The sequence below is a fragment of the Aquabacterium soli genome (assembly GCF_003933735.1).
GTDB lineage: Bacteria > Pseudomonadota > Gammaproteobacteria > Burkholderiales > Burkholderiaceae_C > Aquabacterium > Aquabacterium soli.
Map to the genome: position 1 here is coordinate 142,063 of NZ_RSED01000002.1, position 24,260 is coordinate 166,322.

The 24,260-nt window shown below is 66.4% G+C and carries 19 protein-coding genes and 1 tRNA gene; 5 read left to right on the forward strand and 15 right to left on the reverse strand.

The genetic code is table 11. From position 1 onward, the window contains the following. Positions 1-2: 2 nt before the first annotated feature. Genes EIP75_RS02875 through EIP75_RS02895 form a run of 5 tightly spaced genes read right to left on the reverse strand, consistent with a single transcriptional unit; the run spans position 3 to position 5,220 of the window. Entirely contained in the window at positions 3-1,049 is a 1,047-nt protein-coding gene (locus tag EIP75_RS02875) for a microcin C ABC transporter permease YejB (RefSeq protein ID WP_125241731.1), read from the reverse strand. A 5-nt stretch (positions 1,050-1,054) separates the two neighbouring features. Then, entirely contained in the window at positions 1,055-2,875 is a 1,821-nt protein-coding gene (locus EIP75_RS02880; protein ID WP_125241732.1) for an extracellular solute-binding protein, read from the reverse strand. Between the two features lie 29 nt (positions 2,876-2,904). Then, positions 2,905-4,026, reverse strand: coding sequence for an LD-carboxypeptidase (locus EIP75_RS02885; protein ID WP_125241733.1), 1,122 nt, complete (start codon positions 4,024-4,026; stop codon positions 2,905-2,907). Between the two features lie 55 nt (positions 4,027-4,081). Continuing rightward, positions 4,082-4,681, reverse strand: a complete 600-nt coding sequence (gene yfbR / locus EIP75_RS02890) for a 5'-deoxynucleotidase (protein WP_125241734.1) — start codon at positions 4,679-4,681, stop codon at positions 4,082-4,084. A 17-nt stretch (positions 4,682-4,698) separates the two neighbouring features. Then, positions 4,699-5,220 carry a MarR family winged helix-turn-helix transcriptional regulator gene (locus EIP75_RS02895; protein WP_125241735.1) on the reverse strand — a complete coding sequence of 174 codons (522 nt, stop codon included), beginning with the start codon at positions 5,218-5,220 and terminating at the stop codon, positions 4,699-4,701. Positions 5,221-5,470: 250 nt separating this feature from the next. On the opposite strand from EIP75_RS02895, the gene EIP75_RS02900 reads away from it, so the two are divergent. Beyond that, entirely contained in the window at positions 5,471-5,809 is a 339-nt protein-coding gene (locus EIP75_RS02900; protein WP_125241736.1) for a hypothetical protein, read from the forward strand. A gap of 17 nt (positions 5,810-5,826) precedes the next feature. On the opposite strand, the gene EIP75_RS02905 is transcribed toward EIP75_RS02900, so the two are convergent. From EIP75_RS02905 to EIP75_RS02920, 4 genes are all read right to left on the reverse strand, one after another. Further along, positions 5,827-7,245, reverse strand: a complete 1,419-nt coding sequence (locus EIP75_RS02905) for an efflux transporter outer membrane subunit (RefSeq protein WP_199758469.1) — start codon at positions 7,243-7,245, stop codon at positions 5,827-5,829. Continuing rightward, positions 7,242-8,399, reverse strand: coding sequence for an efflux RND transporter periplasmic adaptor subunit (locus EIP75_RS02910; protein ID WP_125241737.1), 1,158 nt, complete (start codon positions 8,397-8,399; stop codon positions 7,242-7,244). The genes EIP75_RS02905 and EIP75_RS02910 overlap by 4 nt, the downstream gene beginning before the upstream one ends. Next, a complete protein-coding gene (locus tag EIP75_RS02915; RefSeq protein ID WP_420797140.1) occupies positions 8,389-11,607 on the reverse strand; it encodes an efflux RND transporter permease subunit in 3,219 nt (1,072 codons plus the stop codon). Before EIP75_RS02915 ends, EIP75_RS02910 begins: the two co-directional genes overlap by 11 nt. A gap of 224 nt (positions 11,608-11,831) precedes the next feature. Next, on the reverse strand, positions 11,832-12,887 hold the full coding sequence (locus EIP75_RS02920) for an NAD(P)-dependent alcohol dehydrogenase (protein ID WP_125241738.1): 1,056 nt from the start codon (positions 12,885-12,887) through the stop codon (positions 11,832-11,834). A gap of 148 nt (positions 12,888-13,035) precedes the next feature. On the opposite strand from EIP75_RS02920, the gene EIP75_RS02925 reads away from it, so the two are divergent. Then, the gene (locus EIP75_RS02925) at positions 13,036-14,016 is read left to right on the forward strand and encodes a LysR family transcriptional regulator (RefSeq protein WP_125241739.1); all 981 of its coding nucleotides are present in this window, start codon (positions 13,036-13,038) and stop codon (positions 14,014-14,016) included. A 26-nt stretch (positions 14,017-14,042) separates the two neighbouring features. Here the strand turns inward: EIP75_RS02925 and EIP75_RS02930 are convergent, their stop codons facing one another. Continuing rightward, complete coding sequence (locus EIP75_RS02930; protein WP_199758470.1) at positions 14,043-15,284, reverse strand: MFS transporter; 1,242 nt, start codon at positions 15,282-15,284, stop codon at positions 14,043-14,045. 108 nt (positions 15,285-15,392) lie between these two features. On the opposite strand from EIP75_RS02930, the gene EIP75_RS02935 reads away from it, so the two are divergent. Together EIP75_RS02935 and pncA are read left to right on the forward strand one after the other, a co-directional pair. Further along, positions 15,393-16,343 carry a LysR family transcriptional regulator gene (locus tag EIP75_RS02935; protein WP_125241741.1) on the forward strand — a complete coding sequence of 317 codons (951 nt, stop codon included), beginning with the start codon at positions 15,393-15,395 and terminating at the stop codon, positions 16,341-16,343. A 66-nt stretch (positions 16,344-16,409) separates the two neighbouring features. Then, complete coding sequence (gene pncA / locus EIP75_RS02940; RefSeq protein ID WP_125241742.1) at positions 16,410-17,126, forward strand: bifunctional nicotinamidase/pyrazinamidase; 717 nt, start codon at positions 16,410-16,412, stop codon at positions 17,124-17,126. A 12-nt stretch (positions 17,127-17,138) separates the two neighbouring features. Here pncA and EIP75_RS02945 read toward each other — a convergent pair whose 3' ends face one another. Then, a complete protein-coding gene (locus EIP75_RS02945) occupies positions 17,139-17,357 on the reverse strand; it encodes a hypothetical protein (protein WP_125241743.1) in 219 nt (72 codons plus the stop codon). Positions 17,358-17,567: 210 nt separating this feature from the next. On the opposite strand from EIP75_RS02945, the gene EIP75_RS02950 reads away from it, so the two are divergent. Beyond that, a tRNA-Pro gene (locus EIP75_RS02950) sits at positions 17,568-17,644 on the forward strand. Between the two features lie 99 nt (positions 17,645-17,743). On the opposite strand, the gene EIP75_RS02955 is transcribed toward EIP75_RS02950, so the two are convergent. From EIP75_RS02955 to hrpA, 4 genes are all read right to left on the reverse strand, one after another. Next, positions 17,744-18,373, reverse strand: a complete 630-nt coding sequence (locus EIP75_RS02955; RefSeq protein ID WP_125241744.1) for a DUF1989 domain-containing protein — start codon at positions 18,371-18,373, stop codon at positions 17,744-17,746. Positions 18,374-18,383: 10 nt separating this feature from the next. Beyond that, a complete protein-coding gene (gene gntA, locus EIP75_RS02960) occupies positions 18,384-19,208 on the reverse strand; it encodes a guanitoxin biosynthesis heme-dependent pre-guanitoxin N-hydroxylase GntA (protein WP_158622724.1) in 825 nt (274 codons plus the stop codon). A 152-nt stretch (positions 19,209-19,360) separates the two neighbouring features. Further along, positions 19,361-20,227 (reverse strand): EamA family transporter, encoded by an 867-nt coding sequence (locus tag EIP75_RS02965; RefSeq protein ID WP_199758471.1) that lies wholly within the window; start codon positions 20,225-20,227, stop codon positions 19,361-19,363. Next, positions 20,224-24,168: an ATP-dependent RNA helicase HrpA gene (hrpA, locus tag EIP75_RS02970; protein WP_125241746.1), complete on the reverse strand. Its 3,945-nt coding sequence runs from the start codon at positions 24,166-24,168 to the stop codon at positions 20,224-20,226. The genes EIP75_RS02965 and hrpA overlap by 4 nt, the downstream gene beginning before the upstream one ends. Positions 24,169-24,260 lie beyond the last annotated feature (92 nt).

A 24,260-nucleotide genomic window follows, 5' to 3' on the forward strand; every position in this document is an offset into this window, starting at 1 on the left:
CGTCAATCGAACTTCACGCGCGGGTCCACCCACACGTAGCAGAGGTCACCGATGAGCTTGGTCACCAGCCCGATCAGCGTGAACAGGTAGAGCGTACCGAGCACCACGGGGTAGTCGCGCCGGATGACGGATTCGTAACTGAGCAGGCCCAATCCATCGAGCGAGAACAGCGTCTCGATCAGCAGCGAACCGGTGAAAAACGCGCCGATGAAGGCAGCCGGAAAGCCCGTGATCAGCGGGATGAGTGCATTGCGGAACACATGCTTCCAGAGCACGCTGCGCTCTCCGAGACCCTTGGCACGCGCGGTGAGCACGTACTGTTTGCGGATTTCTTCCAGGAAGGAGTTCTTGGTCAGCATGGTGAGCACCGCGAAACTGCCCAGCACGCTGGCCGTCACCGGCAAGGCAATGTGCCAGAGATAATCCACCACCTTCGCGCCCAGGCTCAGGTCATGCCAGTTCGACGAGGTAAGCCCGCGCAGCGGGAACCAGGCGAGGAAGCTCCCTCCCCCGAACAACACCAGCAATGCCACGCCCAGCACAAAACCCGGTATCGCATACCCCACCAGCACGAACAGGCTGGTGATGGCATCGAATCGCGAACCCGCACGCACTGCCTTGGCAATGCCCAGCGGCACCGAGATCAGGTAGCTCAGGAAAAAGGTCCACAGGCCCAGAGAGATCGACACCGGCAGCTTCTCCTTCACGAGCTCCCAGACGTCTTTGTGATGGTAGAAACTTTTACCCAGGTCGAACCTGGCGAAAGACACCAGCATCTGCACGAAGCGCTCAAGGGGCGGCTTGTCGAAACCATACAGCTTCTTGATCTCTTCCACCTGCGCACGGTCCACCCCCTGGCGGCCCCGATACCCGGCGCCACCTGAGGCAGCGCTTTCCCCGCCTCCCACAGCCCCGCCAGACTTGAGTTGGGACACCATCTGCTCAACCGGCCCCCCCGGCACGAACTGAGTCACAGCAAACGTGATGATCAAGACGCCCAGCAGCGTCGGGATCATCAGCAGCAAGCGCCTGAGTACATAAGCCCACATTGATGTCACCTTTTCTGTGCGGCCCACCAAGTGGACAAGGCCCAATCCTCGGCTTGGTAGTAGGTGGGGGCTACTGCGGGCTGTTCGAACAAGCGCTGCCGGTAGGAAATGCGATGCACGCCGGAATACCAGGCAGGCACGTTGTAGAACTCGAAACGCAGCACCCGGTCGAGCGAGCGCAGAGATGCGATCTGCTCAGGCCGTGTCGTCGCGCTCAGCACCTTGTCGAGCAGTTGATCCACCGCCTCGTTCTTGACGCCACCAAAGTTAGAGGAGCCTTCCGTGCCGGCCGACTTCGAGCTGAACTGATCGAGCAGGTCCGCGCCCGGTGACAGACTGCCTCGCAGGTTCAGGCTCATCAACTCGAAATCAAACGTGTCCAGACGCTTTTGAAGCAAGGCAAAGTCGATCACCTTGTAACGCGCCTCGATGCCCAGCTTGGCCAGGTTCTGCGTGAATGGCGTGACGACCCGCGCCATGGATGCGCCCTGGCTAATGTCATCAAGCAACTCGATCGTGAAGGGTTGGCCCTGGGCATTGCGCAGAGCGCCGTCGCGGTAGGTCCAGCCGGCCTGCGCCAGCAGCTCACGGGCCTTGCGCAGATTAGCGCGCAGGCTGGACGGCGCTGCCGTGCTCGGCGGCTGGGGCACCGGCTGCGTGAACACCTCGGGCCGCACATGCTTGCGCAGGGGCTCCAGCAGCGCCAGTTCATCCGGCCCCGGCAAGCCCTTGGCCTCGAAATCGCCGCCTGTGAAATAGCCTCGTACTCGGGAGTAAGAGTTGAAAAACAGCTGGCGGTTCATCCACTCGAAATCCATCGCCAGGCCAATGGCTTGACGCACGCGGGAATCCTTGAACTTGGCCAGGCGCGTGTTGAAGATGTAGGACTGCACCCCCACGGCATTGCGGTGCTTGAACTCGACCTTGGCCAGTTCACCATTGTCGAACTTGACCCCGGTGAGGCGGCGTGCCCACTCCCGGGCACTGCTGATCTGGATGAAGTCGAACTCGCCGGCCTTGTAGCCCTCCAGGCGTGCCGTGTCGTCCTGGTAAATCTTGTAGGTGATGCGATCGAAGTTGAACTGCCCCTTGCGCACGTTGAGCTGTGCGGCCCAGTAGTGGGGGTCACGCTCATAGGTGACGTCCTTGCCGAACGTGACCCGGCCAATGCGGTAAGGCCCAGAGCTGATGGGCTGATCGGTGATGATCTTGTCGAAGGGCTTGAGCTTGCCATCGGGCTGAAGCCCCCACTTGTGGCTGAAGATGGGCACGCTCCCGGCCAGCAAGGGCAGTTCAGCACTGCGGCGCCTGAAGTCGAAGCGCACCGTGCGGCGGTCCAGCACCGTCACGCCCTTGACGTCACCGAAGGCCACCTTGTACACCGGCGAAGCCTCCTTGCTGACCAGCCGGTCAAAGGATGTCTTGACGTCAACAGCCAGCACGGCGTCCCCGCTGGAGAAACGCGCCTTGGGATTGAGGCGGAAGATGACGGACAGGCCATCCGGCGCCACGGCAACGTCTTCCGCCAGCAGGCCGTAAGCCGTGGTCGGCTCGTCGAGCGTGCCCGTCAACAGGCTTTCGAACAACAGGTCCGACAACCCGGGAGGGGATGTGCCCTTGAGGGTGAACGGGTTGTACTTGTCGAAATTGCTGATGCGCAGAGGTGCGATCAGCGAAATCTCCCCCCCCTTGGGGGCCGATGGGTTGACATAGTCGAAGTGATCAAACCCTGCGGGGTACTTGATGTCGCCGAACTGGGCATACGCATGGGCAGCCCAGGTTGGCAGACAGGCACTGAACAGAAGGAAGGTCCAGAACAAACGCATGGCGTTGATTCTGCACCATCCCTGACGGGCTACCACATCACGAAGACATCGCGTCCCTGAACCACCACATTGACTTTCCGCCCCAGCGGAAGTGACAGCTTGGTCGGCACGTGGCCAAAGGGCAGCCCGGTGAGGATCGGTGTGCGCGTGACGCTGCGCAGGTGCTCGATGGTGGACTTGATCGTGTAGCCCCGGTCCAGCGGCGATTTGCGGTATTCGGTGAAGGCACCCAGCACGATGGCCTTCTGCTGGTCGAGCACGCCGGCCTGGTGCAGTTGCAGCAGTGCGCGCTCGATGCGGTAGGGATGCTCGTTCACGTCTTCCAGGAAGAGCACGCCGTTCTTGATCTTGGGAAAGTGCGGCGTTCCCAACAGGGCCTGCAGGATGGACAGGTTGCCGCCCCACAGGCGCCCGGCCGTTTCCAGCCCGTCGAAGCCGGCCTCGGTGCGAAAGCCCACGGCCTCTAGCTGGCCGGTCATGGCCTCGACGAAGCATTCCTGGGTGACGTCGTCGCCGCCGTCCGGGTTGTCGTCGCTGCCGAAGTCCCCACACGCCATCGGGCCTGCCCACAGGCCCGCCGTGATGCCGTGCGGCGCTGAGGCCGGGCCAGCGGCGTTGTGCGCCAGCGCGGCCAGTTGGAAGGCGGTGACATCGCTGTAGCCCACCCAGGCCGTGCCGCGCTCAATGCTGCGGGCGATCAGGGGCCAGTCGATGCGGTCGAGCAGGCGCATCAGGCCGTAGCCGCCACGGGCGGCCAGGGCCACGTCGGGTGCGTCCTCGGCCACACGGTGCAGGGCGGCCAGGCGCACATCGTCCTCGCCGGCAAAGCGCTGGTGCTTGCTCAGGGCATCGGTATCCAGCGACGCGTCGAAGCCCAGAGCCTTGAGCCGCTTCACGGCTCGGCGCCCCTGCGCGGCCTTGGCCACGACACCGGCTGGGCTGAAGACCGTCAGGCGGCGCGGGCGCTGCAGCATGTCGCCATGGTCGTGCCCGCAATCGGGGCCACAGCCGTGGTCATGGTGCTCGTGCGCGTGCGCGTGCGCGTGCGCGTGCGCGTGCGCGTGCGCGTGGCCATGGTCGCCATGGTCATGGGCGGCCGCGGCAGCGTTCTTGCGGGAGGCGGACTTCTTGGCGGCAGGGCGTGCAGACATGGCGTGGGTACAGCGTTGGTACGGCGTTGGTACGGCGTGGTTCAGGCCAGCGGCCTCACTCGCCCCGCATCAGCGAGTCGAGCGTGAGGTCGTAGGCGGGGCCGAAGGTGTCCAGGAAGTAGCGCACCTCGGGCAGCATGTGGTCGCGGAGCTTGCGCTCGATCTGTTGCGCGGCCTGCTCGAACTCGCGGTTGCCATAGCGCAGCTCGGCACGGCACTTGAGCCAGGCAGACAGGTTGTCGGCCGCCTTGACCAGCACGGCCTCGGCCTCCGGCCACTGGGCGTGGTCCATGGCCGACTGCACCCCCGGCTGCAAGGCCGGCGGCAGCAGTTTGAGCATTTCATGGCCCACCTGCTCTTCCAGGTGGGCGGTGGCCTGGCGCATGGCCGGCGAATACTTCACCGGCGTGGGCAGGTCGCCCGTGATGGCCTCGGTGGCATCGTGGAACAGCGCCCGCACGGCCACGGCGTTGGGGTCGATGGGCTTGCCCAGCACGTCACGCGCGATGAGCGCGAGCGCATGGGCCAGCACGGCCACCTCCCAGCTGTGCTGGGCCACATCTTCTTCAATGGCGTTGCGCATCAGCCCCCAGCGCTTGATGAAGCGCAGGCGCGAAAGATGCGCGTAAAAGGGGCTGACTGGCGGGGTGGCCATGGCGGTATCGGGCTAGGTCAGGCGGCGGACGCGCCGCCGGCCGTGGTGATCTTGCCCAGCAGCGCGATCAACTGGGCCTGCTCGTCGGCGCTCAGCGCGCTGCCGGAGCGGCGGTCCTGCTCGACCACGGCGGCGATGATGGCGTCCAGATCGGCGCGGCCCTGGTCCGTCAGTTCGAGCCCCAGGGCGCGCTTGTCAGTGGGGCATGGCACGCGGCGCACGTAATCCATGCTTTCGAGCGAATTGATCAGCGCCACGGCACCAGAGCGGGCAATGCCCAGCACATTGGCCAGTTCGGTGAGCTTCAGGCTGGGGTTGCGCGAGATGATGACCAGCGCGGAAAAACGCGGCGGCGTGATGTTCCAGCGCGTCAGCGCGGCGATGAACAGCTCGTACTGGACGATCTGGGCACGGCGCACCGCATAGCCCAGCAAACCATCGAGCACCCCATAGTCGATGCCAGGCACCCGGGGGTTGAAGGGCGCGTCTTCGGCGGGCGGGAGGTACACCTCAGGCGTGGATGGTCGACGTGGGCTCATGAACAAGAACGGCCGGGGGCTGTTCACCGTCCGGCCGAGCGAGGTGTTGTTCGTACGATTGTGCGTGATCGGGGCGGTGGCATGGGGGGCTCGCGCCCTTCGCCCTCCCCGGGCGTAGCGGGACTATAGCACCGGCCCGCCCTGCGGGATTGGGGCTTTTCAACACCCCTGCCGCGCATCAAGCGGGGGATCCCGACGGGGTCATCGCGGACGTGACATGCTGGCGGTCTAAGACCCCACAGGAGACGCCATGAAACGCCTTGCAACACTCGTGCTTGCCGCCCTCGCCTGCATGATCTCGGTGCCGTCGTTCGCACAAGGCCAGGTCGCTCGTGAGCAGCGTGACCAGTTCGCGGCCACCACGGCGGAACGCTGCATCCAGACACAGCGTGCCGACCCCACCCAGGCCGCCCAGACCGATGCAGGCATTCGCCAGTTCTGTGGCTGCTATTCGCGGCGCGTGGCAGACGCCATGCCCGACGACGTGCTGAACACCTCCGTGTCAGCGGCCACGCCGGAGCAACTGGCAACGACGCAATCCATCATGCGCCAAGCAGCCCAAGCCTGCCGCAGCGCCTCGCAGCCCTGACGGCACACCGCCCTTTTTCAAGGCTGCGACCAGCCACCCCCCAGCGCCCGCACCAACTGCACGGACGCACGGCGCTGGCGGGTGTCCAGATCCAGCGCATTGCGGCGTGCCTGCAGGTTCGCGGTCTGGGCTGCCACCACATCCAGGTAGCTGGCCACGCCTTCGCGGTAGCGGTTGCTGGCCAGATCCAGTGAGCGCTGGGCCGCCGCCGTAGCGTCTCGCTCGGCATCTGCCGCCTCGCCATACTGGCTCAGCAGGGCCAACTGGTCTTCCACCTGCTGGAAGGCCGTCAACACCACGCCACGGTAGTTCTGGCCGGCCTCGTCGAGCGAGGCCTCGGCGCGGGAGATGTCGGCCTTTCGGCGTCCACCATCCAACAGGTTGACGAGCAAGGTGGGGCCGATGGCCCAGAACAGGTTGGGGGCCTGGATGAAGCGGTCCAGATCGCTGCTCTGGTAGCCCGCCTGCGCACCCAGCACCAGGCTCGGAAACACGGCCGATCGCGCCACGCCGACGCTGGCGTTCGCGGCCGACACACGGCGCTGGGCCGCGGCGATGTCGGGCCGGCGCTGCAGCAGGGTGGACGGCAGCCCGACTGGAACCACAGGCATCGCGACCTCGACCGCCTTGGGCTCGATCGAGAAACTCGACGCATTGGCGCCCACGAGGGCCGCGATGGCATGCTCCAGCAAAGCGCGCTGCGCCTGCTGCTGACGCAGTTGCGATCGCGTGGACGCCAGCTGGTTCTGGGCCCGTGCCAGGTCGAGCCCGGAGGCGATGCCGCCCTGGTGGCGGCGGCCGATCGTTTCGGCGGCGCGCGCATAGGCCGCCTCGGTTTCACGCAGCAGCGCGGCCTCGCGGTCCAGGCCCCGGAGCGCGATCAAGGTGTCGGCCAGGCGGGCCTGCAAGGCCAGGCGTGCATTGGCCAGGTCGGCCTGGGCGGCCTGCTGCAGCGCCTCGCCCGCACCGACCTGCTGGCGAACACGGCCCCACAGGTCCAGCTCGTACTGGAAATCCAGGCCGAGCGTGCCGCTGTTGTAATAGTCAGGCGAGGTAGGGCCGAGCACCCGCAGGGGCCGGCGCTCTGACTGGCGGATGCGCTGCGCGTTCAGCGAGGTGCCCAATGACGGCGACTGTGCGGCCCGCAGCGCATCGGTGGCCGCGCTGGCCTGCTGGTAGCGCGCGAGCGCACTGCCCAGGTCAGGGCTGTTCGCCAGCAGTTGCTGTTGCAGCGCGTCCATCTCGGGATCGCCGTAAAGCGCCCACCAGGCGGGGCGCGGCACGTTGTCAGCCGGTTCGGCGCTGACCCACGGGCCACGTGCTTCCTTGAAGGCCGATGCCAAAGGCAGCTGCGGCGTGTCGGCGACGGGCGCCTGGCTGCAGCCGACACTTCCGATGGCCACAGCCAGGGTCGCTGCAAGAAGGTCGGCTCTCACGGTGCAGCCTTCTTCGTGTTGTCGGCCAAGGCCACTCGCACCCGGTCGCCCTCGGACACGCCATCGGGCGGGTTCTGGATCACGCGGTCGTCCTTGCCAAGGCCGCCTGCCAACTCGACACTGGCCCCCAGGTCACGCGCGATGGTGACCTGCTTGAGCCGCACACGATCGGTGCTGTCCACCGTGGCCACCCGCACGCCCTGCTTGCCGAAGATCAGCGCACCTGGCGGCACGCTCAAGCCGGCGGCATCGGCCTTCGCATCGAAACGCACCGAGGCAAAGCCGCCGGGCAGCAACTCGCCGGCTGTGTTGTCCACGGCCAGCTGCACCAGCATGGCGCCAGACGCCATGCTGATGGACTGGGACAGCGACTGCACCTTGGCCGCATAGGTGCGGCCAGGGCGTTCAGGCACGGTGATCTCGGCCAAGGCCCCCTGCCGCACCTGCGCCACCTGCCGCTGCGGCACATTGACATACACCCGCAACCGCCGGATGTCGGACACCACGAACAGCTCGCTGCCCGGCGTTCCGCCGACACCGATCAGCGCGCCCACATCGGTGTTGCGCGCCGTGACCACGCCGTCGAAGGGCGCGACCAGGCTGGTGTAGCGCTGCAGCGACTGCACGCGGTCGACATTGGCCTGCAAGGCGTTGACGGCCGATTGCTTGGCCGACAGGTCTCCGGCCTTTTCATCGGCCTCCTGCTTGGAGACGGAATCGGTGGCCAGCAGCGCTTGCCAGCGCTGCGAGGTGGTGGTGGCCAACGCGGCGTTGCTGCGCGCGGTGGCCAGCTCGGCCTTGGCCTGCAGCAGCTGCTGGTCAAGATCCGGGGTCTCGATCACACCGAGCACCTGGCCCGCCTTGACCGGCGCACCGATGTCGACGTTCCATTGCTTGAGGTAGCCGCTGACGCGGGCGTAGATCGGCGCACGGGACCAGGCCTCGATGCGCGCGGGCAACTCCAGGGCGCCCCCCGCCGTCGGCACGGGGACACCCACGGCCACCGTGGGCACGGCCTGAGCCGCCGCGCGCTGGTCCAGTTGCTCGGCATGCAGGTGGCGATCGACCAGGCCGGCGGCCACCACCGCGATGGCCAGCGCCACCGCGGCCAGGGCAAAGACCCGTTGTTTGGGGCGAGACACTTCAGTGGGCATGAGAGGGAACTCCAGAATCAGGCAGCGACGGGGTCGGGGCGGTACGGCGGCCATCACGGGCATGCGCCAGGCTGAACACCACGGGCACGAAGACCAGCGTGGCGATCGTCGCGAAGATGAGGCCGCCAATCACGGCGCGGCCCAGCGGGGCGTTCTGCTCACCGCCCTCGCCTGCCCCCAGCGCCATGGGCAGCATGCCGATGACCATGGCCAGGGCCGTCATCAGCACCGGGCGGAAACGCACGAAACCGGCCTCGAGCGCGGCCGCCGTCGCGTCGCCCAGCACGGCCAGGCGCTCACGCGCGAAGCTGATCACCAGCACGCTGTTGGCCGTGGCCACGCCCATGCACATGATCGCGCCCGTGAGCGCGGGCACCGACAGGGTGGTGTTGGTGGCGAACAGCATCCACACGATGCCGGCCAGTGCAGCAGGCAGCGCCGAGACGATCACCGCCGGATCCAGCCACGACTGGAAGTTCACCACGATGAGCAGGTAGATCAGCACGACCGCGCCCAGCAGCCCGAACAGCAGGCCTGAAAAGGCACGGTCCATGGTGCGCACCTGGCCCAGGATCTGCACGTTCGAGCCCTTGGGCACGTCGGCCGCTGTCTCGGCCAGCACGCGCCGGATGTCGCGGGCCACGGCGCCCAGATCGCGGTCTTGCGTGGACGCGTGGATCTGCACCATGGACTGGATGTCGTACTGGCTGATCAGCGCGCTGCCTGTGGCGCGATCCAGACGCGCCAGGCCACCCAGCGTGGTGGCGTTGGGCGACACGCCATTGCCCACGGGCAGGTTCGACAAGGCGGCCAGCGAATCGAGCTCGTGCTGCGGCGTCTGCATCACGATCGGGTAGCTCACGCCGTTGGCAGGGTTCAGCCAGTAGGTGGGGGCCACCTGGCTGCTGCCGGCCAGGTTGACCACCAGGCTGTTGGTCACGTCGCGCGTGCTCAAGCCCAGCAGCTGCGCCTGCGTGCGGTCCACATCCACATTGAACATCGGCGCCTTGTTGGACTGCTGGATGCGCGCATCGGCCACGCCCGGGATGGCCTTGACGCGCTTGAGCACCTGCTGTGCATACGCATAGTTGGCCTCCACGTTGCGCCCCCTCACCTGGATGTCGATGGGCGCAGGCGCGCCGAAGTTCAGGATCTGGCTGACGATGTCGGCCGGGGGGAATGAGAAGGTGGTGTCCGGGAACTCACGCGGCAGCACCTCGCGCAGTTCACGCACGTAGTCGGCCGTCGGGCGGTGGTCTTCGCTCAGGGCGATCTGGAAGTCGCCATCGTGCGAGCCCATCACGCCGGTGTTGTTGTAGGTGAGGTTGATGCTGCTGTTGGGCATGCCGATGTTGTCCACCAGCGCGGCGATCTCATGAGGCGGCACGATGCGGCGGATGGCCTGCTCGATGCGCGCGAAACGCACCGCCGTCTCTTCCACCCGCGTGCCGATCGGCACACGCACATGCATCAGGATCTGGCCCGAATCGACCTGCGGGAAGAAGTTGCTGCCGATGAAGGGCACCAGCGCAAAAGACAGCAGCACCACGCCTGAAAAGCCGATCAGGAACACCTTGCGGTGCCTGAGCGCGCCATCGAGCAGGCCATGGTAGCCCGCGCGGAAACGCTCGAAGCGGGCCTCGAAGCCCCGCTGGAAACGCACCAGCGGATTGCTGGAGCGCGGCAAGGCAGTGTCGTTGCCGTGCATGTCCGTGTGCGGCGCGTGCGGTCGCAGCAGGTACTTGGCCATGGTGGGCACCAGCGTGCGCGACAGGATGAAGGAGCACACCATCGCGAAGATCACGGCCTCGGCCATGGGCACGAACAGGAATCGCGACACGCCCTCCAGGAAGAACATCGGGATGAACACGATGCAGATGCACAGCAGCGACACGAAGGCCGGCGCGACGATCTGCTGTGCACCATCGAGGATGGCGCTCTCGACATCCTTGCCCTGCTCGAGGTGCCAGTTGATGTTCTCGATGGTGACGGTGGCATCGTCGACCAGGATGCCCACGGCCAGCGCCAGGCCACCCAGGGTCATCAGGTTGAGCGTTTCACCGATGGCCGACAGGCCGATGATCGAACCCAGGATGGACAGCGGGATCGACACCGCGATGATCACGGTGGAGCGCCAGCTGCCCAGGAACAGCAGGATCATCACGCTGGTCAGTGCGGCGGCGATGACACCTTCCATGGCCACGGCCTTGACGGCCGCCCGCACGAACACCGATTGGTCGTTGATGGGCAGCACCTGCAGTGCCTCGGGCAAGGCGTCCTTCAGTTCGGCCAGCTTGGCACGCACGCCGTCGACGATGGCCAGCGTGGACGCAGAGCCGTTCTTGAGCACTGACATCAGCACCGAGCGCCCGCCATCGACGTGCACGATGTTGGTCTGCGGCGCGTTGCCATCGTGCACTTCGGCCACATCGCGCAGGTAGATGGTGCTGCCGTTGACCACCTTGACGGGCAGGCGCCCCAGCTCTTCGATGGCCGAGGGGGCGCTGTTGAGCTGCAGCGCGTACTCCAGCTCACCGATCTTCTGCGTGCCGATGGGCGTGAGCACGTTCTGCGCGGCAAGCGCCGCCGCCACATCCTGCGCCGACAGGCCCCGCGCCTGCAGCGCGCTGGGCTTGATGTCGATCTGCACCTGGCGTTGCTTGCCGCCATAGGGCAGCGGGATGGCCGCACCGGGCACGGTCACCAGTGGCGTGCGCACCGTGTTGAAGCCCAGATCGAACAACTGCTGCTCCGACAGCCCCTTGCCCGACAAGGCCAGCTGCAGGATGGGCACCGTGGCTGCGTTGTAGTTCAGGATCAGTGGCGGCGTGATGCCGGCGGGCATCTGGCGCAAGGCCACCTGCGAGACGGCCGTGACCTGGGCATTGGCCACCGCCACATCGACACCGGGCTGGAAGAAGATCTTGACCACGCTCACACCCGGGTAGGTGTTCGCCTCGATGTGTTCGATGTCGTTGACGGTGGTGGTCAGGAAGCGCTGGAACAGCGTCGAGATGCGGCCCGACATCTGATCGGCGGGCAGCCCGGTGTATTGCCAGGCCACCGCGATCACGGGGATCTTGATGTCCGGAAAGATGTCGGTGGGCGTGCGCACAGCCGCCAGCGGCCCGAAGATGAGCAGCAGCACCGCCATCACGACGAAGGTGTAGGGGCGGCGCAGCGCCACGCGGACAGCATTGATCAGCATGGCCGGGCTCCGATGCGCCGGAACGCGGTGGGTCGTTGTTGTGTCATCGGGAAGAAGAAATGGCGCCCACGGCCATCAGGAAAAAGGACAAGGCAGCAAGCTGCATCACGGTGAGGCTTGGCTCGGACAGGATCATGCATAACAAGTTCCTTGCCAGGCGCCGCCTCATCCAGTTCGCGCATGAGCTCATGCGCTTTTCTCAGCTTGCGTTCAGGCCTGGATGCTCAAGCCCTGAGTGACGCGATGTCGATCACGAAGCGGTACTTGACATCGCTCTTGAGCATGCGTTCGTAGGCCTCGTTGATGTCCTGCATGTTGATCACCTCCACATCCGAGGTGATGCCGTGCACGCCGCAGAAGTCGAGCATCTCCTGGGTCTCGGCGATGCCGCCGATCACCGAGCCAGCCACGGACTTGCGGCCCAGCACCAAAGGACCGGTGTTCAGCATGTCCTGCAGAGGCCCGAGGTAGCCCACCAGCACCAGCGAGCCGCTCAGCGCCAGTGTCTTGACATAGGCATTGAGGTCATGCACGTAAGGCACGGTGTCGATGATCAGGTCGAACTGGCCGCGCACCTCGGCCATCTGGGCCTTGTCGGTAGAGATCACCACGCGATCGGCGCCCAGACGGCGGGCATCGTCGTCCTTGCCCGGCGAGCGGCTGAACAAGGTGACATGCGCGCCCAGGGCCTTGGCCAGCTTGAGTGCCATGTGGCCCAGCCCGCCCAGGCCGACCACGGCCACGCGGCTGCCCGGCCCCACCTTCCAGTGCCGCAGCGGTGACCAGGTGGTGATGCCCGCGCACAGCAAGGGCGCCGCAGCGGCCAGGTCCAGCCCTTCAGGCACCTTGACCACGAACTTGTCGGACACCACGATGCGCTCGGAATAGCCGCCATAGGTGGGCATGCCATCGTGCGGATCGACGTCGTTGTAGGTCAGCGTGTTGCCGTTCTCGCAGTACTGCTCCAGGCCATGGCCGCAGGGCCCGCAATGCTGGCAGGAGTCGACCATGCAGCCGACCCCCACGTGGTCACCCAGCTTGAAGCGGCTGACCGCGCTGCCCACCTCGACCACCCGGCCGATGATCTCGTGGCCCGGCACCATGGGGTGCTTGGCATTGCCCCAGTCGTTGCGCACGTTGTGGATGTCGGAGTGGCACACGCCGCTGAAGAGGATATCGATCACCACATCGTTGGGACGCGGGTCACGGCGGATGAAGCTGAACAGGCCCAGGGGGGACTCGGCGGAATGGGCGGCATAGCCGCGAACGTTCATGACCATGGTCTGCTGCTTTCTCAGTGTCAGGTGATAGGAGGTCGGCGGCGTCCGCCGGTGCCAGACTGTAGAAAACCCATTGGCAAAAGACTAGTGGGCAATCGCTTGAATGATCCGCAATCTAAACTTGCCAATCCGACGCCAAAGATGCCTCATGCCGATCAATGAACTGCGCTCCATCACCACCTTCGTCAATGCCGCGGAGCTGGGCAGCCTGCGGCGCGCGGCCGTGGCGCTGGGCATCACGCCCCAGGCAGCCAGCCAGGCCCTGGCCCAGCTGGAGCTGCACCTGGGCGTGCGGCTGTTCCACCGCACCACGCGCAACATCTCGCTAACAGACGACGGGCGCCAGTTCCTGGAGGCGGTGCAGCCCTCGCTGCAGGGCCTGCACCGGGCCCTGCAGATCCCTCGCCGCGCCAAGGACGACATCGCCGGCCCCTTGCGCATCGTCGGGCCGCGGTCATCCTTCCGGCAGGTGCTGTGGCCTGTGCTGGAAGAGTTCTGCCGCCGCCACCCCGGTGTGCAGCCCGATGTGCAGATGGACGACCGCATCGGCAACTGGGTGGAAGACCGGGTCGACGTGGGCTTTCGCATCGGCACGGCGCCAGCGGAAGGCGTGATCGCACGGCAGCTGTTCCCGCTGCAGCTGATCCCCTGTGCCACGCCGGCCTACCTCGAGCGACATGGCATGCCGGCCAGCCTGGAAGAGCTGGCCAACCACCGCTGCAGCGTGTTCCGCAGCTCCAGCACGGGGCGCGCCGTGCCCTGGCATGTCAAGGTGGACGACAGCATCGTCGATTTCGACGTGGTGCCGGCCTTCTGCACCAACGACGAAGCGCTGGAGATGGACGGCGTGCTGGCCGGACAGATCATCGCGGTGCTCACCGGCGTGAGCGCCGCCGATCACATCCGCAGCGGCCGACTGGTGCCGTTGCTGACGAAGCACATGTCCGATCACCTGGGCCTGCACGTGTACTACGGCAGCCGGCGCTCGCAGCCGGCGCGGGTGCGGGCCTTCATCGACCTGGCGGTGGAGATGATGAAGGACAACCCCGCCTTCGTGCTGGGCGCCAAGGAACTGGCGGCGGCCGAGGCCAAAGGGCGCAAGGCCTTGGCCGGCCGCAAGCCCGGCTAGCCTGGGCGCCGGGCTTCAAAGCATGATCAGCCCAACGACGTGCGCACCAGTCCCACGGCCGGGCCACGCCACAGCCGCACGGCCAAGGCCAGCAGCGACGACACCGTGGCCAGAGCCACGACCGCCATCCAGCCCCACTGCGCCAGCAGCATGGCACCCAAGGCCGAGCCCGCGGCCATGCCGATGAACATGCTGGTGAACAGCACCGCGTTGAGGCGGCTGCGGGCACCGGCATCGATGCCATAGACGATGGTCTGGTGGGCGATCAGCGAGGCCTGGATGCCCAGGTCAAAGCCGATGGCCGCCGCCACCAGCAAGCCCAGCTGAGCCTGCACCGGCATCAGCGGCGCCAGCGCCATCGAGGCAAAGGACAGCACCACCAGCCCTGCGCCCAGTCGGGTGACCAGCTCCGGCCCCCGGCGGTCGGCCAGGCGGCCGGCGATGGGCGCGGCCAGGGCTCCTGCCGCACCGGCCAGCCCGAACGCCCCGGCGGCCGCAGCCCCCAGGTGGAAGGGCTCGCCGTGCAGCATCACCGCCAGCGTCGACCAGAAGGCGCTGAAGCCCACCGACAACAGCCCTTGCGCCCAGGCCGCACGGCGCAGCGCAGGATGGCGCTGCCACAACTGGCCCAGCGAAGCGATGAGGTGCCGATAGGCCAGGCCCGTGGTCGGCTTGAAGCGCGGCAGGCCACGCCAGGCGGCCAGGCCGATCAGCGCAATGCTGCCCGCCGCCGCCAGGAACATGGCGCGCCAGCCGAAATGCTCGGCCACGAAACCGCTCACCACCCGCGACAACAGGATGCCCAGCAGCAGGCCGGTCATCACCGTGCCCACCACCTTGCCACGGCTGGCTTCAGGGGCCAGCGTGGCGGCAGCAGGCACGATGTCCTGCGCCATGGTGGCCGACACGCCCACCACCAGGCTGGCGGCCAGCAGCACGCCGATGCCGGGCGATGCGCCGGCCACCAGCAGTGCAGCGCACAGCACGGCGGCCTTGATCAGGATGATGCGGCGGCGATCGAAGCGATCGCCCAGCGGGGCCAGCAGCAGGATGCCCAGCGCATAGCCGAGCTGCGTCAGGGTGGGCACGAAGCCGGTGGCCCGCGCCGACGCGCCGATGTCAGTGCCCAGGATGCCGAGCATGGGCTGGCTGTAATACAGGGACGCCACCGCCAAGCCGGCCCCCGTCGCCAGCAGCAGGATCAGCGACAAGGGCAAGGCTGAGGCCTCGTCTTGGCACTCACTATGCTTTTCATGAATATAAGCCATATGAAAACCCTCAAAACTCAATGTGACGCCAGTGTGCATAAGCACAAAGGCGCCGTGTAGAGGCCTACGGCGCACATTGCTCATACGCCCAACGCATAAAATGGCACCATGCCTCCCAAGCTGCCTCCCGCCCCTCTCTCGGCCTCCGCCTCTGCCGCTCCAGACCGGATCGCACTGATGCAGACCTTCGTCCACATCGTCGAGGCCGGTAGCCTGTCTGCAGCAGCACAGCAGATGGGCGCCACCCAGCCCACGGTGAGCCGCCGGCTGCAGGCTCTGGAGCGCTCACTGGGGTTGCGGCTGCTGCGCCGCTCCACCCACGCCATGCAGCTGACCGAAGATGGCGAGCGCTGCTACACGCGCGCCAAGGAGTTGCTGGAGAACTGGGCCAGCTTCGAGGCCGACCTGCGTGGCGCGGGGGATGCGCCCGAGGGCCGGCTGCGCGTGGTGGCCCCCCATGCGCTGGGGCAGGATCTGCTGGTGGGGCCGATGGTCGATTACCTGCAGGCTTTCCCGGGCGTGACCGTGGACTGGCTGCTCCACGACCGCCGCCCGGACTTCATCACCGAAGACATCGACTGCGCCATCCAGGTCGGCGAGGTGACCGACCCTTCGGTCGTGGCCATCAAATTGTCGGAGGTGCCGCGGATCGTGGTGGCCGCACCGTCGGTGATCGGCCAGACCATCCCTGCCCACCCGTCAGAACTGGCGGCACTGCCATGGCTGGCGCTGCGCACCTTCTACCGGACGGAGATCCTGCTGACACCCGCGCTCGGCGGCGAGCCCTATCGCTTGCCGATCCGCCCACGCATGGGCACCGACAGCCTGTATGCGCTGCGCACCGCAGCCCTGGCAGGGCTGGGCGCTTGCGCCGCATCGACCTGGCTGCTGCGGGACGACCTGTCCGAAGGCCGGCTGGTGCAACTGGTGCCTGACTGGCTGCCGGCACCCCTGCCTGTCTATCTGGTGTACCCGCACGCCCGCTTCTACCCGGCCAAGTTGCGGCGCTTCATCGAGGCGATGAAGGTGGCCGTGCCCATCAGCGTAGGCAGCCTGTAGCCCATGCGCACGCTTCATGCTTGCAGAGGTGGTCCATTCTCAAACCACCCCGACGGAATCCATGCCATGCAACGCAGAAGTCTCCTGAAATCCACCGCCGCGCTGGGCCTGGCCAGCAGCCTTGGCCTGCCCGTGTTCGCGGCCGGCAAGATCAAGCCCGGCACCAAGGCCGCGCTGATCGTGGTCGATGTGCAGAACTGCTTCCTCGACGGCGGCACCCTGGCCGTGAAAGGCGGCAACGAGGTGATCCCGGTCATCAATGCCCTGGCCCCGGCCTTCGAGAACATCGTGGTCACGCAGGATTGGCACACCGCGGGCCACGCGTCGTTTGCCAGCGCCTACTCGGGCAAAAAGCCTTTCGAGACCACCAAGCTGGCGTACGGCACGCAGGTGCTGTGGCCGGATCACCGCGTGCAGGGCACCGCAGACGCCGAGCTGGGCAAGGAGCTCAAGGTGCCCACCGCGCAACTGATCATCCGCAAGGGATACCACCAGGGCATGGACAGCTACTCGGCCTTCGAAGAGGCCGACCACAAGACGGCCACCGGCCTGGCGGGCTACCTCAAGGCGCGTGGCATCAAGACCGTGTTCATCACGGGCCTGGCCACCGACTTTTGCGTGGCCTGGACCGCGATGGACGCGCGCAAGGCCGGTTTCGAGGCTTATGTGATCGAGGACGCGACGCGCGGCATCGACCTCCATGGTTCCCTGGCTGCTGCATGGAAGCAGATGACGGACAAGGGCGTGAAGCGCATCCAGTCTGGCGACATCGCCGCGGGTTGAGACGGGGTCGCGTCAGGCAGTCTTATGAGGCTCCTGCGCAGAAGCATTCCTGACTTCGTTCAGCGCGGCCTGCATCGCAGCCTGGCCGGTGGGCAACGGCATCGTGCTGCCGACAAGGGACTGCCCTTCCCTTCTGATCGACCAGCTCCAGCGGCCAGGCGTCACCTCGGTGACGACCACTTCGGCCGGCTCGCCATTCATGTCGACTTTCAGCATGCGTCGTGCGCTCACGGTCCGGGTCCTTTCCTGTTCATTTGTGCGAATGATTTGATTATCGGCAGGCCCGGCAGAGGGATCAAGGCTCTACCCTGGGCGATGGCGTGACCAATGCCGCACAACTGTTCATTAATAGAACGATGTTGTTTCCACGGGCATCCGTCTCAACGGCGACACTGTTTGTTGGGCGAGGGCCTGCGAAAACGCTATAATGCAAGGCTCAGTCGGGGCGTAGCGCAGCCTGGTAGCGCATCTGCTTTGGGAGCAGAGGGTCGTGAGTTCGAATCCCACCGCCCCGACCACTCATTTCAACGGGCCAGCATCCATCGATGCTGGCCCGTTTTTTCTTCGGCGCCCCTGTCCAGGGCTGGGGCGCCGCTGCGGCGACACACCGCCGACAATCAAACGATCACATAGTCGATCGGCTTGAAGCTCCCGTTGTTGGACCCTTCGGCCGAACAGGCCGTCAAGCCGCAGATCAGGTCCATCTCGGCGCGCAACTCGATGTAGTCACCAGCCTTGGATGTGGGCGCATCGACGCTGATCCGTCCCCCTTCATGGATGTTGACGTTCATGAAGATGTTGAAGGTGGTGCCGATCTGATGCCCTTCGATGCCGAAACGCGCCAGCGACAGCCTCAGGTTCTCGTAGCAGCTGGGGTGATGGCCCACATGCTTGTAGAGGATCTTGAACATCTCCGGGCTGCAGGGCGTGAGCAGGAAGTCGTGCTTGCGCACGGTGTCTTTCACGATGGTGAACATCACCTGGCTGTCATTGGCGTAGAGCAGATCGCCCTCGCTCAGGTAGATCTTGCTGGCGTAGTCCAGGCTGCGCCCGGACGACAAGGTGCATCCGTGGTCGCGCTGGTTGATGGCGAACAGATCGGCCACCTGCTCGCCCATCGGGTCGATCACCCGCAGGATCTGCCCCTTGCGCAACTCGAACGCGGTGCCGCTTTGCGGGGGAATGCGGCAGGTCTTATCGGAGGCACCACTGGCATGGGCTGGGCTTTTCTCAAGCGTGATCGTCATGGCATGCCTTTCAAGCGTGGGGGTTGGCCTGGGAATGGAACGGGCAGCGCCACTGTGCAGGCACGGCCCGGCCTGCGTACTGGCGCGATTCGGATTGCGAGCCGAAGTCCTGCAGCATGGGGTTGATGGACCCCTGCACTGCGATGTCGCGCTGGCGGATCGCCTTCTGCAACTGCTCGTACTTGCCACTGGCCCGCAGCGCTTCGAACTGATCGTGTGGGTTGAAGACGATGAACGATTCACCCGTGTAGCGGGCGTGGCGGGATGCACAGCGGTTCAGCCCCACGACGAAGAAGGCCCGGCCGCCCACGCTGAAGGAGAAGTTGGGGCTGTCGGGATCCTTGCTGACGGACCCGTCCCAATCGAAGTAACGTGCATCGATGCCATGCATCAACTGGAGCTGCTCCCACAGCAGTTTCTCGAAATCGCACTCGCTGTGCACCGCAGGGCCCTTGAACGCAGCCATGTAGCTGGTGAAGGGATGCAGGCCAGTGGGAAACTCGTGCGTGAACTCATAGAGGTCGTGGCACAACGCAAAGGCCGCCTGAGGTGTTCCGAGCGATTCATAGACACCAAAGCGGTAGGTGCCCCGGTTCATCACGGAGCGCGCGGCCACACAGGGAAAGTCGTTGCCGAGGATCTTCTCCTTCAGCCGGCCGTGAATGGCCTGGTCCGCCGCATCGCTGGGCTGCGAATCGTCCAGGGCGCGTTGAAGCCCCTCGGCCGAGGGCTTGAGATAACTGCTGAACTGCCTGGCACAGGCGTCGTCGTGAAGCGGGTTCCAGGGCCGCACGGCGCTGGTCCACGGCGTGGGGTGATCGCCGGCGTCGGGCAATGTGGGTGCTAGAAGTGATGAATGACCGGATGGAAGATGAGTGCTCAGCATGGAAAACCTGGGTGAAAACCTGATTCCATGCCTTGGCACACGGCGTACCAGCCGGCCATGCCTGACAGCAAGCGTGGGCGCCGCCTGACGGCGGGTGTGGCCTACCCTGTCAGCGCCGATGACCGCGCCGTGAAGGCACTGCCCGCAGACGCGGCCACGATGCAGCCGATCGCCAGCCACTGAGACGCTGTCAGCACCTCACCGATCACCAGCCAGGCGGCCACCGCGGCAACCGCCGGCGCTGCGCTCAGCAACAAGCCCACCAACACAGCGGGCAGTTGGCGCAGGGCCACCATCTCCAGTGAATAGGGCAAGGCGCTCGACAGCAGGGCCACGCCCAGCCCCGCCCACAGCACGCCTGGAGACCACAGGGCAGTGCCGGCGTGCACGATGCCGATCGGCAAGGTGAGCAGGGCCGCGATGACCATGCCCCACGCCACCGCACCGCTACCCAGGCTGCCCGCCACGCGCCGCCCAGCCACGATGTACAGCGCCCAGCAAGCCGCCGCGCCCAAGGCACAGGCCACGCCGATGGGGTCCAGCGCCACGGACGATCGCAAGGGCAGCAGCATCCACAGCCCGACACAGCTCAGGCCCAGCCACACGAAATCGTGCAGGCGTCGGGAGTTGAACAGCACCACCGCCAGCGGGCCGGTCACTTCGATGGCCACCGCAATGCCGATCGGGATCCGGGCGAAGGCCTGGTAGATCAGCACGTTCATCAGTCCCAGGGCGGCGCCGTAGACCAGCAGCGGGCCCAGGGAGACCACACCGGTCTTGACGCGCCAGGGCCGCCACAGTGCCAGCAGCAGGCCCGCCGCCATGCTGGTGCGCAAGGCGGTCACCCCTTCGGGCCCGATCAAGGGAAACAGGTGCTTCGCGAACGCGGCGCCCAGGTTGACCGACACCTGAGACAACAGCAGCGCAGCCACCGGTATCGCCAGGCGTTGATCGGGCGAGGCGTTCACAGCGACATCTGTGCCCAGGCTTTGTCGATGCGCTTGACGCTGATGGGCTGCGGCGTGCGCAGCTCCTGCGCGAAGAAGCTCACACGCAGTTCTTCGAGCAGCCAGCGGAACTCATCCAGGCGCGCGTCGGGCGTGCCTTTCAGCTCGGCCAGCCGGCGGGTGTAGCGCTGGTCCAGCGGACGCAGCTCGGCCAGGCGTTGGGCATCTCGGGCCGGGTCGCCCTTGAGCTTGTCCAGCCTCAGGGTGATGGCCTTGAGGTAGCGCGGAAAGTGCTGCAGCTGCGCCCAGTCACTGCGCGCGACGAAGCGCTTGGGCATCAGGCGTTGCAACTGGGCCTGGATGTCATCCGCCACATCCTTGGGCGGGCGGGCATCTTTGAGCTTGCGCAGCGCGGCGGCGTACTCGATCAGCACGGTGCCGGCCAGGCGGGCCACCTCCTGCGCGATCAGGTTCAGGCGGCCACGGCCTTCTTCGATGCGGGCCTTGAAGGACGCCGCGTCACTGGGCAACGGGTCGAGCAGGAATGCGCGGTCCAGCGCCACCTCGACGATCTGCTCGCGCAGCTCGTCGGCCGTGCCCAGGCTCATGTAGGCCATCGCCATCTTCTGCAGATCGGGGATGTTCTTGTCCAGGTACTTCAGCGGCTCTTTCAGCTGCAGCGCGATCAGGCGACGCAGGCCGGCGCGGTGCTTGGTGGCGGCCACGCCGGGTTCATCGAAAACTTCGATCTCCGCATGCGTGCCCCTGTCCACCAGGGCCGGGAAGCCCACCAGGGTGTGGCCGCCGCGCTGGATCTCCATCAGCTCGGGCAGCTCGCCGAAGGTCCAGTCCGTCAGCGGCTGGATGGCGGTGACGCGGCTGGGGGCCGGCTCGTCGCGGCGGGCGCCGCCGCCCTTGGCCGAGGTGGCACCGGCGTCGGCGGAACGCACACGCCCGGCCTCCGCACCGTTCGATCCCTTGCCGGCAATCGAAGCCGGGGCGTCGGACTCTTCGCCCTGCCCGCCCTGCGCCACGGCTTGCGCCTTCAACGCCGCCAGCGCCTGGAAGGCCCCTCGAGCCAGCTGCCCCAGTTCGGCCTTGAGCGCCGGCAGGTTGCGGCCCATGCCCAGCTGCCGGCCATGCTCGTCCACCACGCGGTAGTTCATGAACAGGTGCGGCTGCAGCATGTCCAGCTTGAAATCGGCGCGCTTGATGTCGAGCTGGGTGCGGTCGCGCACGGCCTTGAGCAGCACGTCCAGCAGTCCGCCCTCGCCAAAGGGTGCGTGTTCGATGAAGTTGTCCACGTAGTCCGGCAGCGGCACCAGGCGCGCGCGCGGCTTCTGGTGCAGGCTCTTGACCAGCGCCAGCACCTTGTCCTTGAGCATGCCGGGCACCAGCCACTCGCCACGGTCTTCGCTGACCTGGTTAAGCGCGAAGATGGGCACCGTCACGGTGACGCCATCGCGCGCATCGCCGGGCTCGTGCAGGTAGGTGGCGACGCAATCAACGCCGCCCACGCGGATCATCTTCGGGAAGGCGGCGCTGGTGATGCCGGCGGCCTCGTGGCGCATCAGCTCTTCGCGGCTCAGGTGCAGCAGCTTGGGGTTTTCGCGGCTGGCCACGCGGTACCAGCGCTCGAAGCTGTGGCCGCTGACCACCTCGGGCGGTACCTGCGCGTCGTAGAAGCCGACGATCAGCTCGTCGTCGACCAGCACGTCCTGCCGGCGCGACTTGTGCTCGAGTTGCTCCACCTGCGCGATCATCTTGCGGTTGTGGGCCAGGAAGGGCAGGCGCGTGTCCCACTCGCCTGCCACCAAGCCTTCGCGGATGAAGATCTCGCGCGCCTGCACCGGATCGACCAGGCCGAAGTTCACGCGCCGGTTGGCGTAGACCACCAGGCCATACAGCGTGGCGCGCTCCAGCGCCACCACCTCCGCGGCCTTCTTCTCCCAGTGGGGATCGAGCAGCTGTTTCTTGAGCAGGTGGCCGCCCATGCGCTCCACCCAGGGCTGCTCGATGGTGGCGATGCCGCGTCCGTACAGGCGCGTGGTCTCGACCAGTTCGGCCGCCAGGATCCAGCGGCCCGGCTTCTTGCTCAGGTTGGCGCCGGGGTGCTTGTGGAACTTGATGCCGCGCGCGCCCAGGTACCAGTCTTCATCTTCGCTCTTGACGCCGATATTGCCCAGCAGGCCGGACAGCAGCGACAGGTGCAGTTGCTCGTAGGTGGCGGGGCTGGCGTTCAGGCGCCACTGGTGCTCGGTGACCACGGTGCTGAGCTGAGAGTGCACATCCTTCCACTCGCGCACGCGGCGCGGGTTGATGAAGTTCTCGCGCAGCAGAGCCTCGTATTTGCGGTGGCTGAGCTTGTGCTGCTCTGGCTGGCCGGGCGCATGGTGACCATGGCCGCCACGCGATTCGTCCAGCCATTTCCACAGCTTGAGCGTGCCCATAAACTCCGACTTCTCGTCGTCGAACTTCTTGTGCTTTTCATCGGCCGCCTGCTGGTGCTCGATGGGGCGGTCGCGCACGTCCTGCACGCTCAAGGAGGCGGCGATCACCAGCACCTCGGCCAGGGCCTGGCGCTCGCGCGCTTCCAGGATCATGCGGCCCACGCGCGGGTCCAGCGGCAGGCGCGCCAGGGTCTGGCCGAGCGGGGTGATCTCGTTGGCATCGTCCACCGCGCCCAGTTCGTTGAGCAACTGGTAGCCGTCGGCGATGGCCTTGCGCAGCGGAGGCTCGATGAAGGGGAATTCATCGACCAGGCCCAGGTGCAGCGACTTCATCCGCAGGATCACGCCGGCCAGCGAGCTGCGCAGGATCTCGGGGTCGGTGAAGCGAGGCCGGGCGTTGAACTCCTTCTCGTCGTACAGGCGGATGCAGATGCCATTGGCCACCCGGCCGCAGCGTCCTGCGCGCTGGTTGGCCGCCGCCTGGCTGATGGGCTCGATCTGCAACTGTTCGACCTTGTTGCGGAAGCTGTAGCGCTTCACGCGCGCCAGGCCGGAGTCGATCACGTAGCGGATGCCCGGCACCGTCAGCGAGGTTTCGGCCACGTTGGTGGCCAGCACGATGCGGCGCGGCCCGCCGGTGCGGAACACCTCGTCCTGCTCCTGCTGGCTCAGGCGTGCAAACAAAGGCAGCACGTTGACCTGCTGGCGCTGGTTGGCCATGTGCTTGCGCAGGTGGTCGGCCGCCTCGCGGATCTCGCGCTCGCCGGGCAGGAAGACGAGGATGTCGCCCGAGCCCTCGCGCCAGAGCTCGTCAGCCGCGTCGACGATGGCCTCGTTCAGGCCGTACTCACGGCTGTCTTCGAACGGCCGCCAGCGCTGCTCCACCGGGAACAGCCGGCCCGAGACCATGATCACCGGCGCGGGGCCCTTGCTGGATGCGAAGTGCTGCGCAAAGCGGTCGGCGTCGATCGTGGCCGAGGTGACGATGATCTTCAGATCGGGCCGGCGCGGCAGCAACTGCCGCAGGTAGCCCAGCAGGAAGTCGATGTTCAGGCTGCGCTCGTGGGCCTCGTCGATGATGAGGGTGTCGTAGGCGCGCAGATCAGGGTCGGACTGCGTCTCGGCCAGCAAGATGCCGTCCGTCATCAGCTTGACGTTGGCCCCGGGCTGCAGCCGGTCCTGGAAGCGCACCTTGTAGCCCACCACCTCGCCCAGCGGGGTGTTCAGCTCTTCGGCGATGCGCTTGGCCACGCTGGAGGCCGCGATGCGGCGCGGCTGCGTGTGGCCGATGATCGGCGGGCGGCGCCGGCCCTGTTGCGGCTCGCGCGGCTGGCCCCAGTTACCCCGCCCCATGGTCAGCGCGATCTTGGGCAACTGGGTGGTCTTGCCAGAGCCCGTCTCGCCGCAGACGATCACCACCTGGTGATCGCGCAGGGCCGCCTCGATCTCGGTGCGTTTGCCCGAGACCGGCAAGGATTCTGGAAAGGTGATGGGGGGCAGCGTAGCGGACACGGAAGAATGCAAGGCCAAGAGCGGGCGAAAAGAGCGCGATTATCCGCCGCCTGCCGTTCGCCCGCCCGGGCGCGCGGTTTGCCTGATCCAGT

Bases quoted from the DNA above. Each gene is read 5' to 3' on its own strand.
- EIP75_RS02895 (WP_125241735.1), bottom strand. From the start codon at position 5,220: ATGAGCCCACGTCGACCATCCACGCCTGAGGTGTACCTCCCGCCCGCC.
- EIP75_RS02900 (WP_125241736.1), top strand. From the start codon at position 5,471: ATGAAACGCCTTGCAACACTCGTGCTTGCCGCCCTCGCCTGCATGATC.
- EIP75_RS02935 (WP_125241741.1), top strand. From the start codon at position 15,393: ATGCCTCCCAAGCTGCCTCCCGCCCCTCTCTCGGCCTCCGCCTCTGCC.
- EIP75_RS02910 (WP_125241737.1), bottom strand. From the start codon at position 8,399: ATGCCCACTGAAGTGTCTCGCCCCAAACAACGGGTCTTTGCCCTGGCC.
- EIP75_RS02920 (WP_125241738.1), bottom strand. From the start codon at position 12,887: ATGGTCATGAACGTTCGCGGCTATGCCGCCCATTCCGCCGAGTCCCCC.
- yfbR (WP_125241734.1), bottom strand. From the start codon at position 4,681: ATGGCCACCCCGCCAGTCAGCCCCTTTTACGCGCATCTTTCGCGCCTG.
- EIP75_RS02880 (WP_125241732.1), bottom strand. From the start codon at position 2,875: ATGCGTTTGTTCTGGACCTTCCTTCTGTTCAGTGCCTGTCTGCCAACC.
- EIP75_RS02885 (WP_125241733.1), bottom strand. From the start codon at position 4,026: ATGTCTGCACGCCCTGCCGCCAAGAAGTCCGCCTCCCGCAAGAACGCT.
- EIP75_RS02915 (WP_420797140.1), bottom strand. From the start codon at position 11,607: ATGCTGATCAATGCTGTCCGCGTGGCGCTGCGCCGCCCCTACACCTTC.
- pncA (WP_125241742.1), top strand. From the start codon at position 16,410: ATGCAACGCAGAAGTCTCCTGAAATCCACCGCCGCGCTGGGCCTGGCC.
- EIP75_RS02955 (WP_125241744.1), bottom strand. From the start codon at position 18,373: ATGACGATCACGCTTGAGAAAAGCCCAGCCCATGCCAGTGGTGCCTCC.
- EIP75_RS02925 (WP_125241739.1), top strand. From the start codon at position 13,036: ATGCCGATCAATGAACTGCGCTCCATCACCACCTTCGTCAATGCCGCG.
- EIP75_RS02930 (WP_199758470.1), bottom strand. From the start codon at position 15,284: ATGGCTTATATTCATGAAAAGCATAGTGAGTGCCAAGACGAGGCCTCA.
- EIP75_RS02875 (WP_125241731.1), bottom strand. From the start codon at position 1,049: ATGTGGGCTTATGTACTCAGGCGCTTGCTGCTGATGATCCCGACGCTG.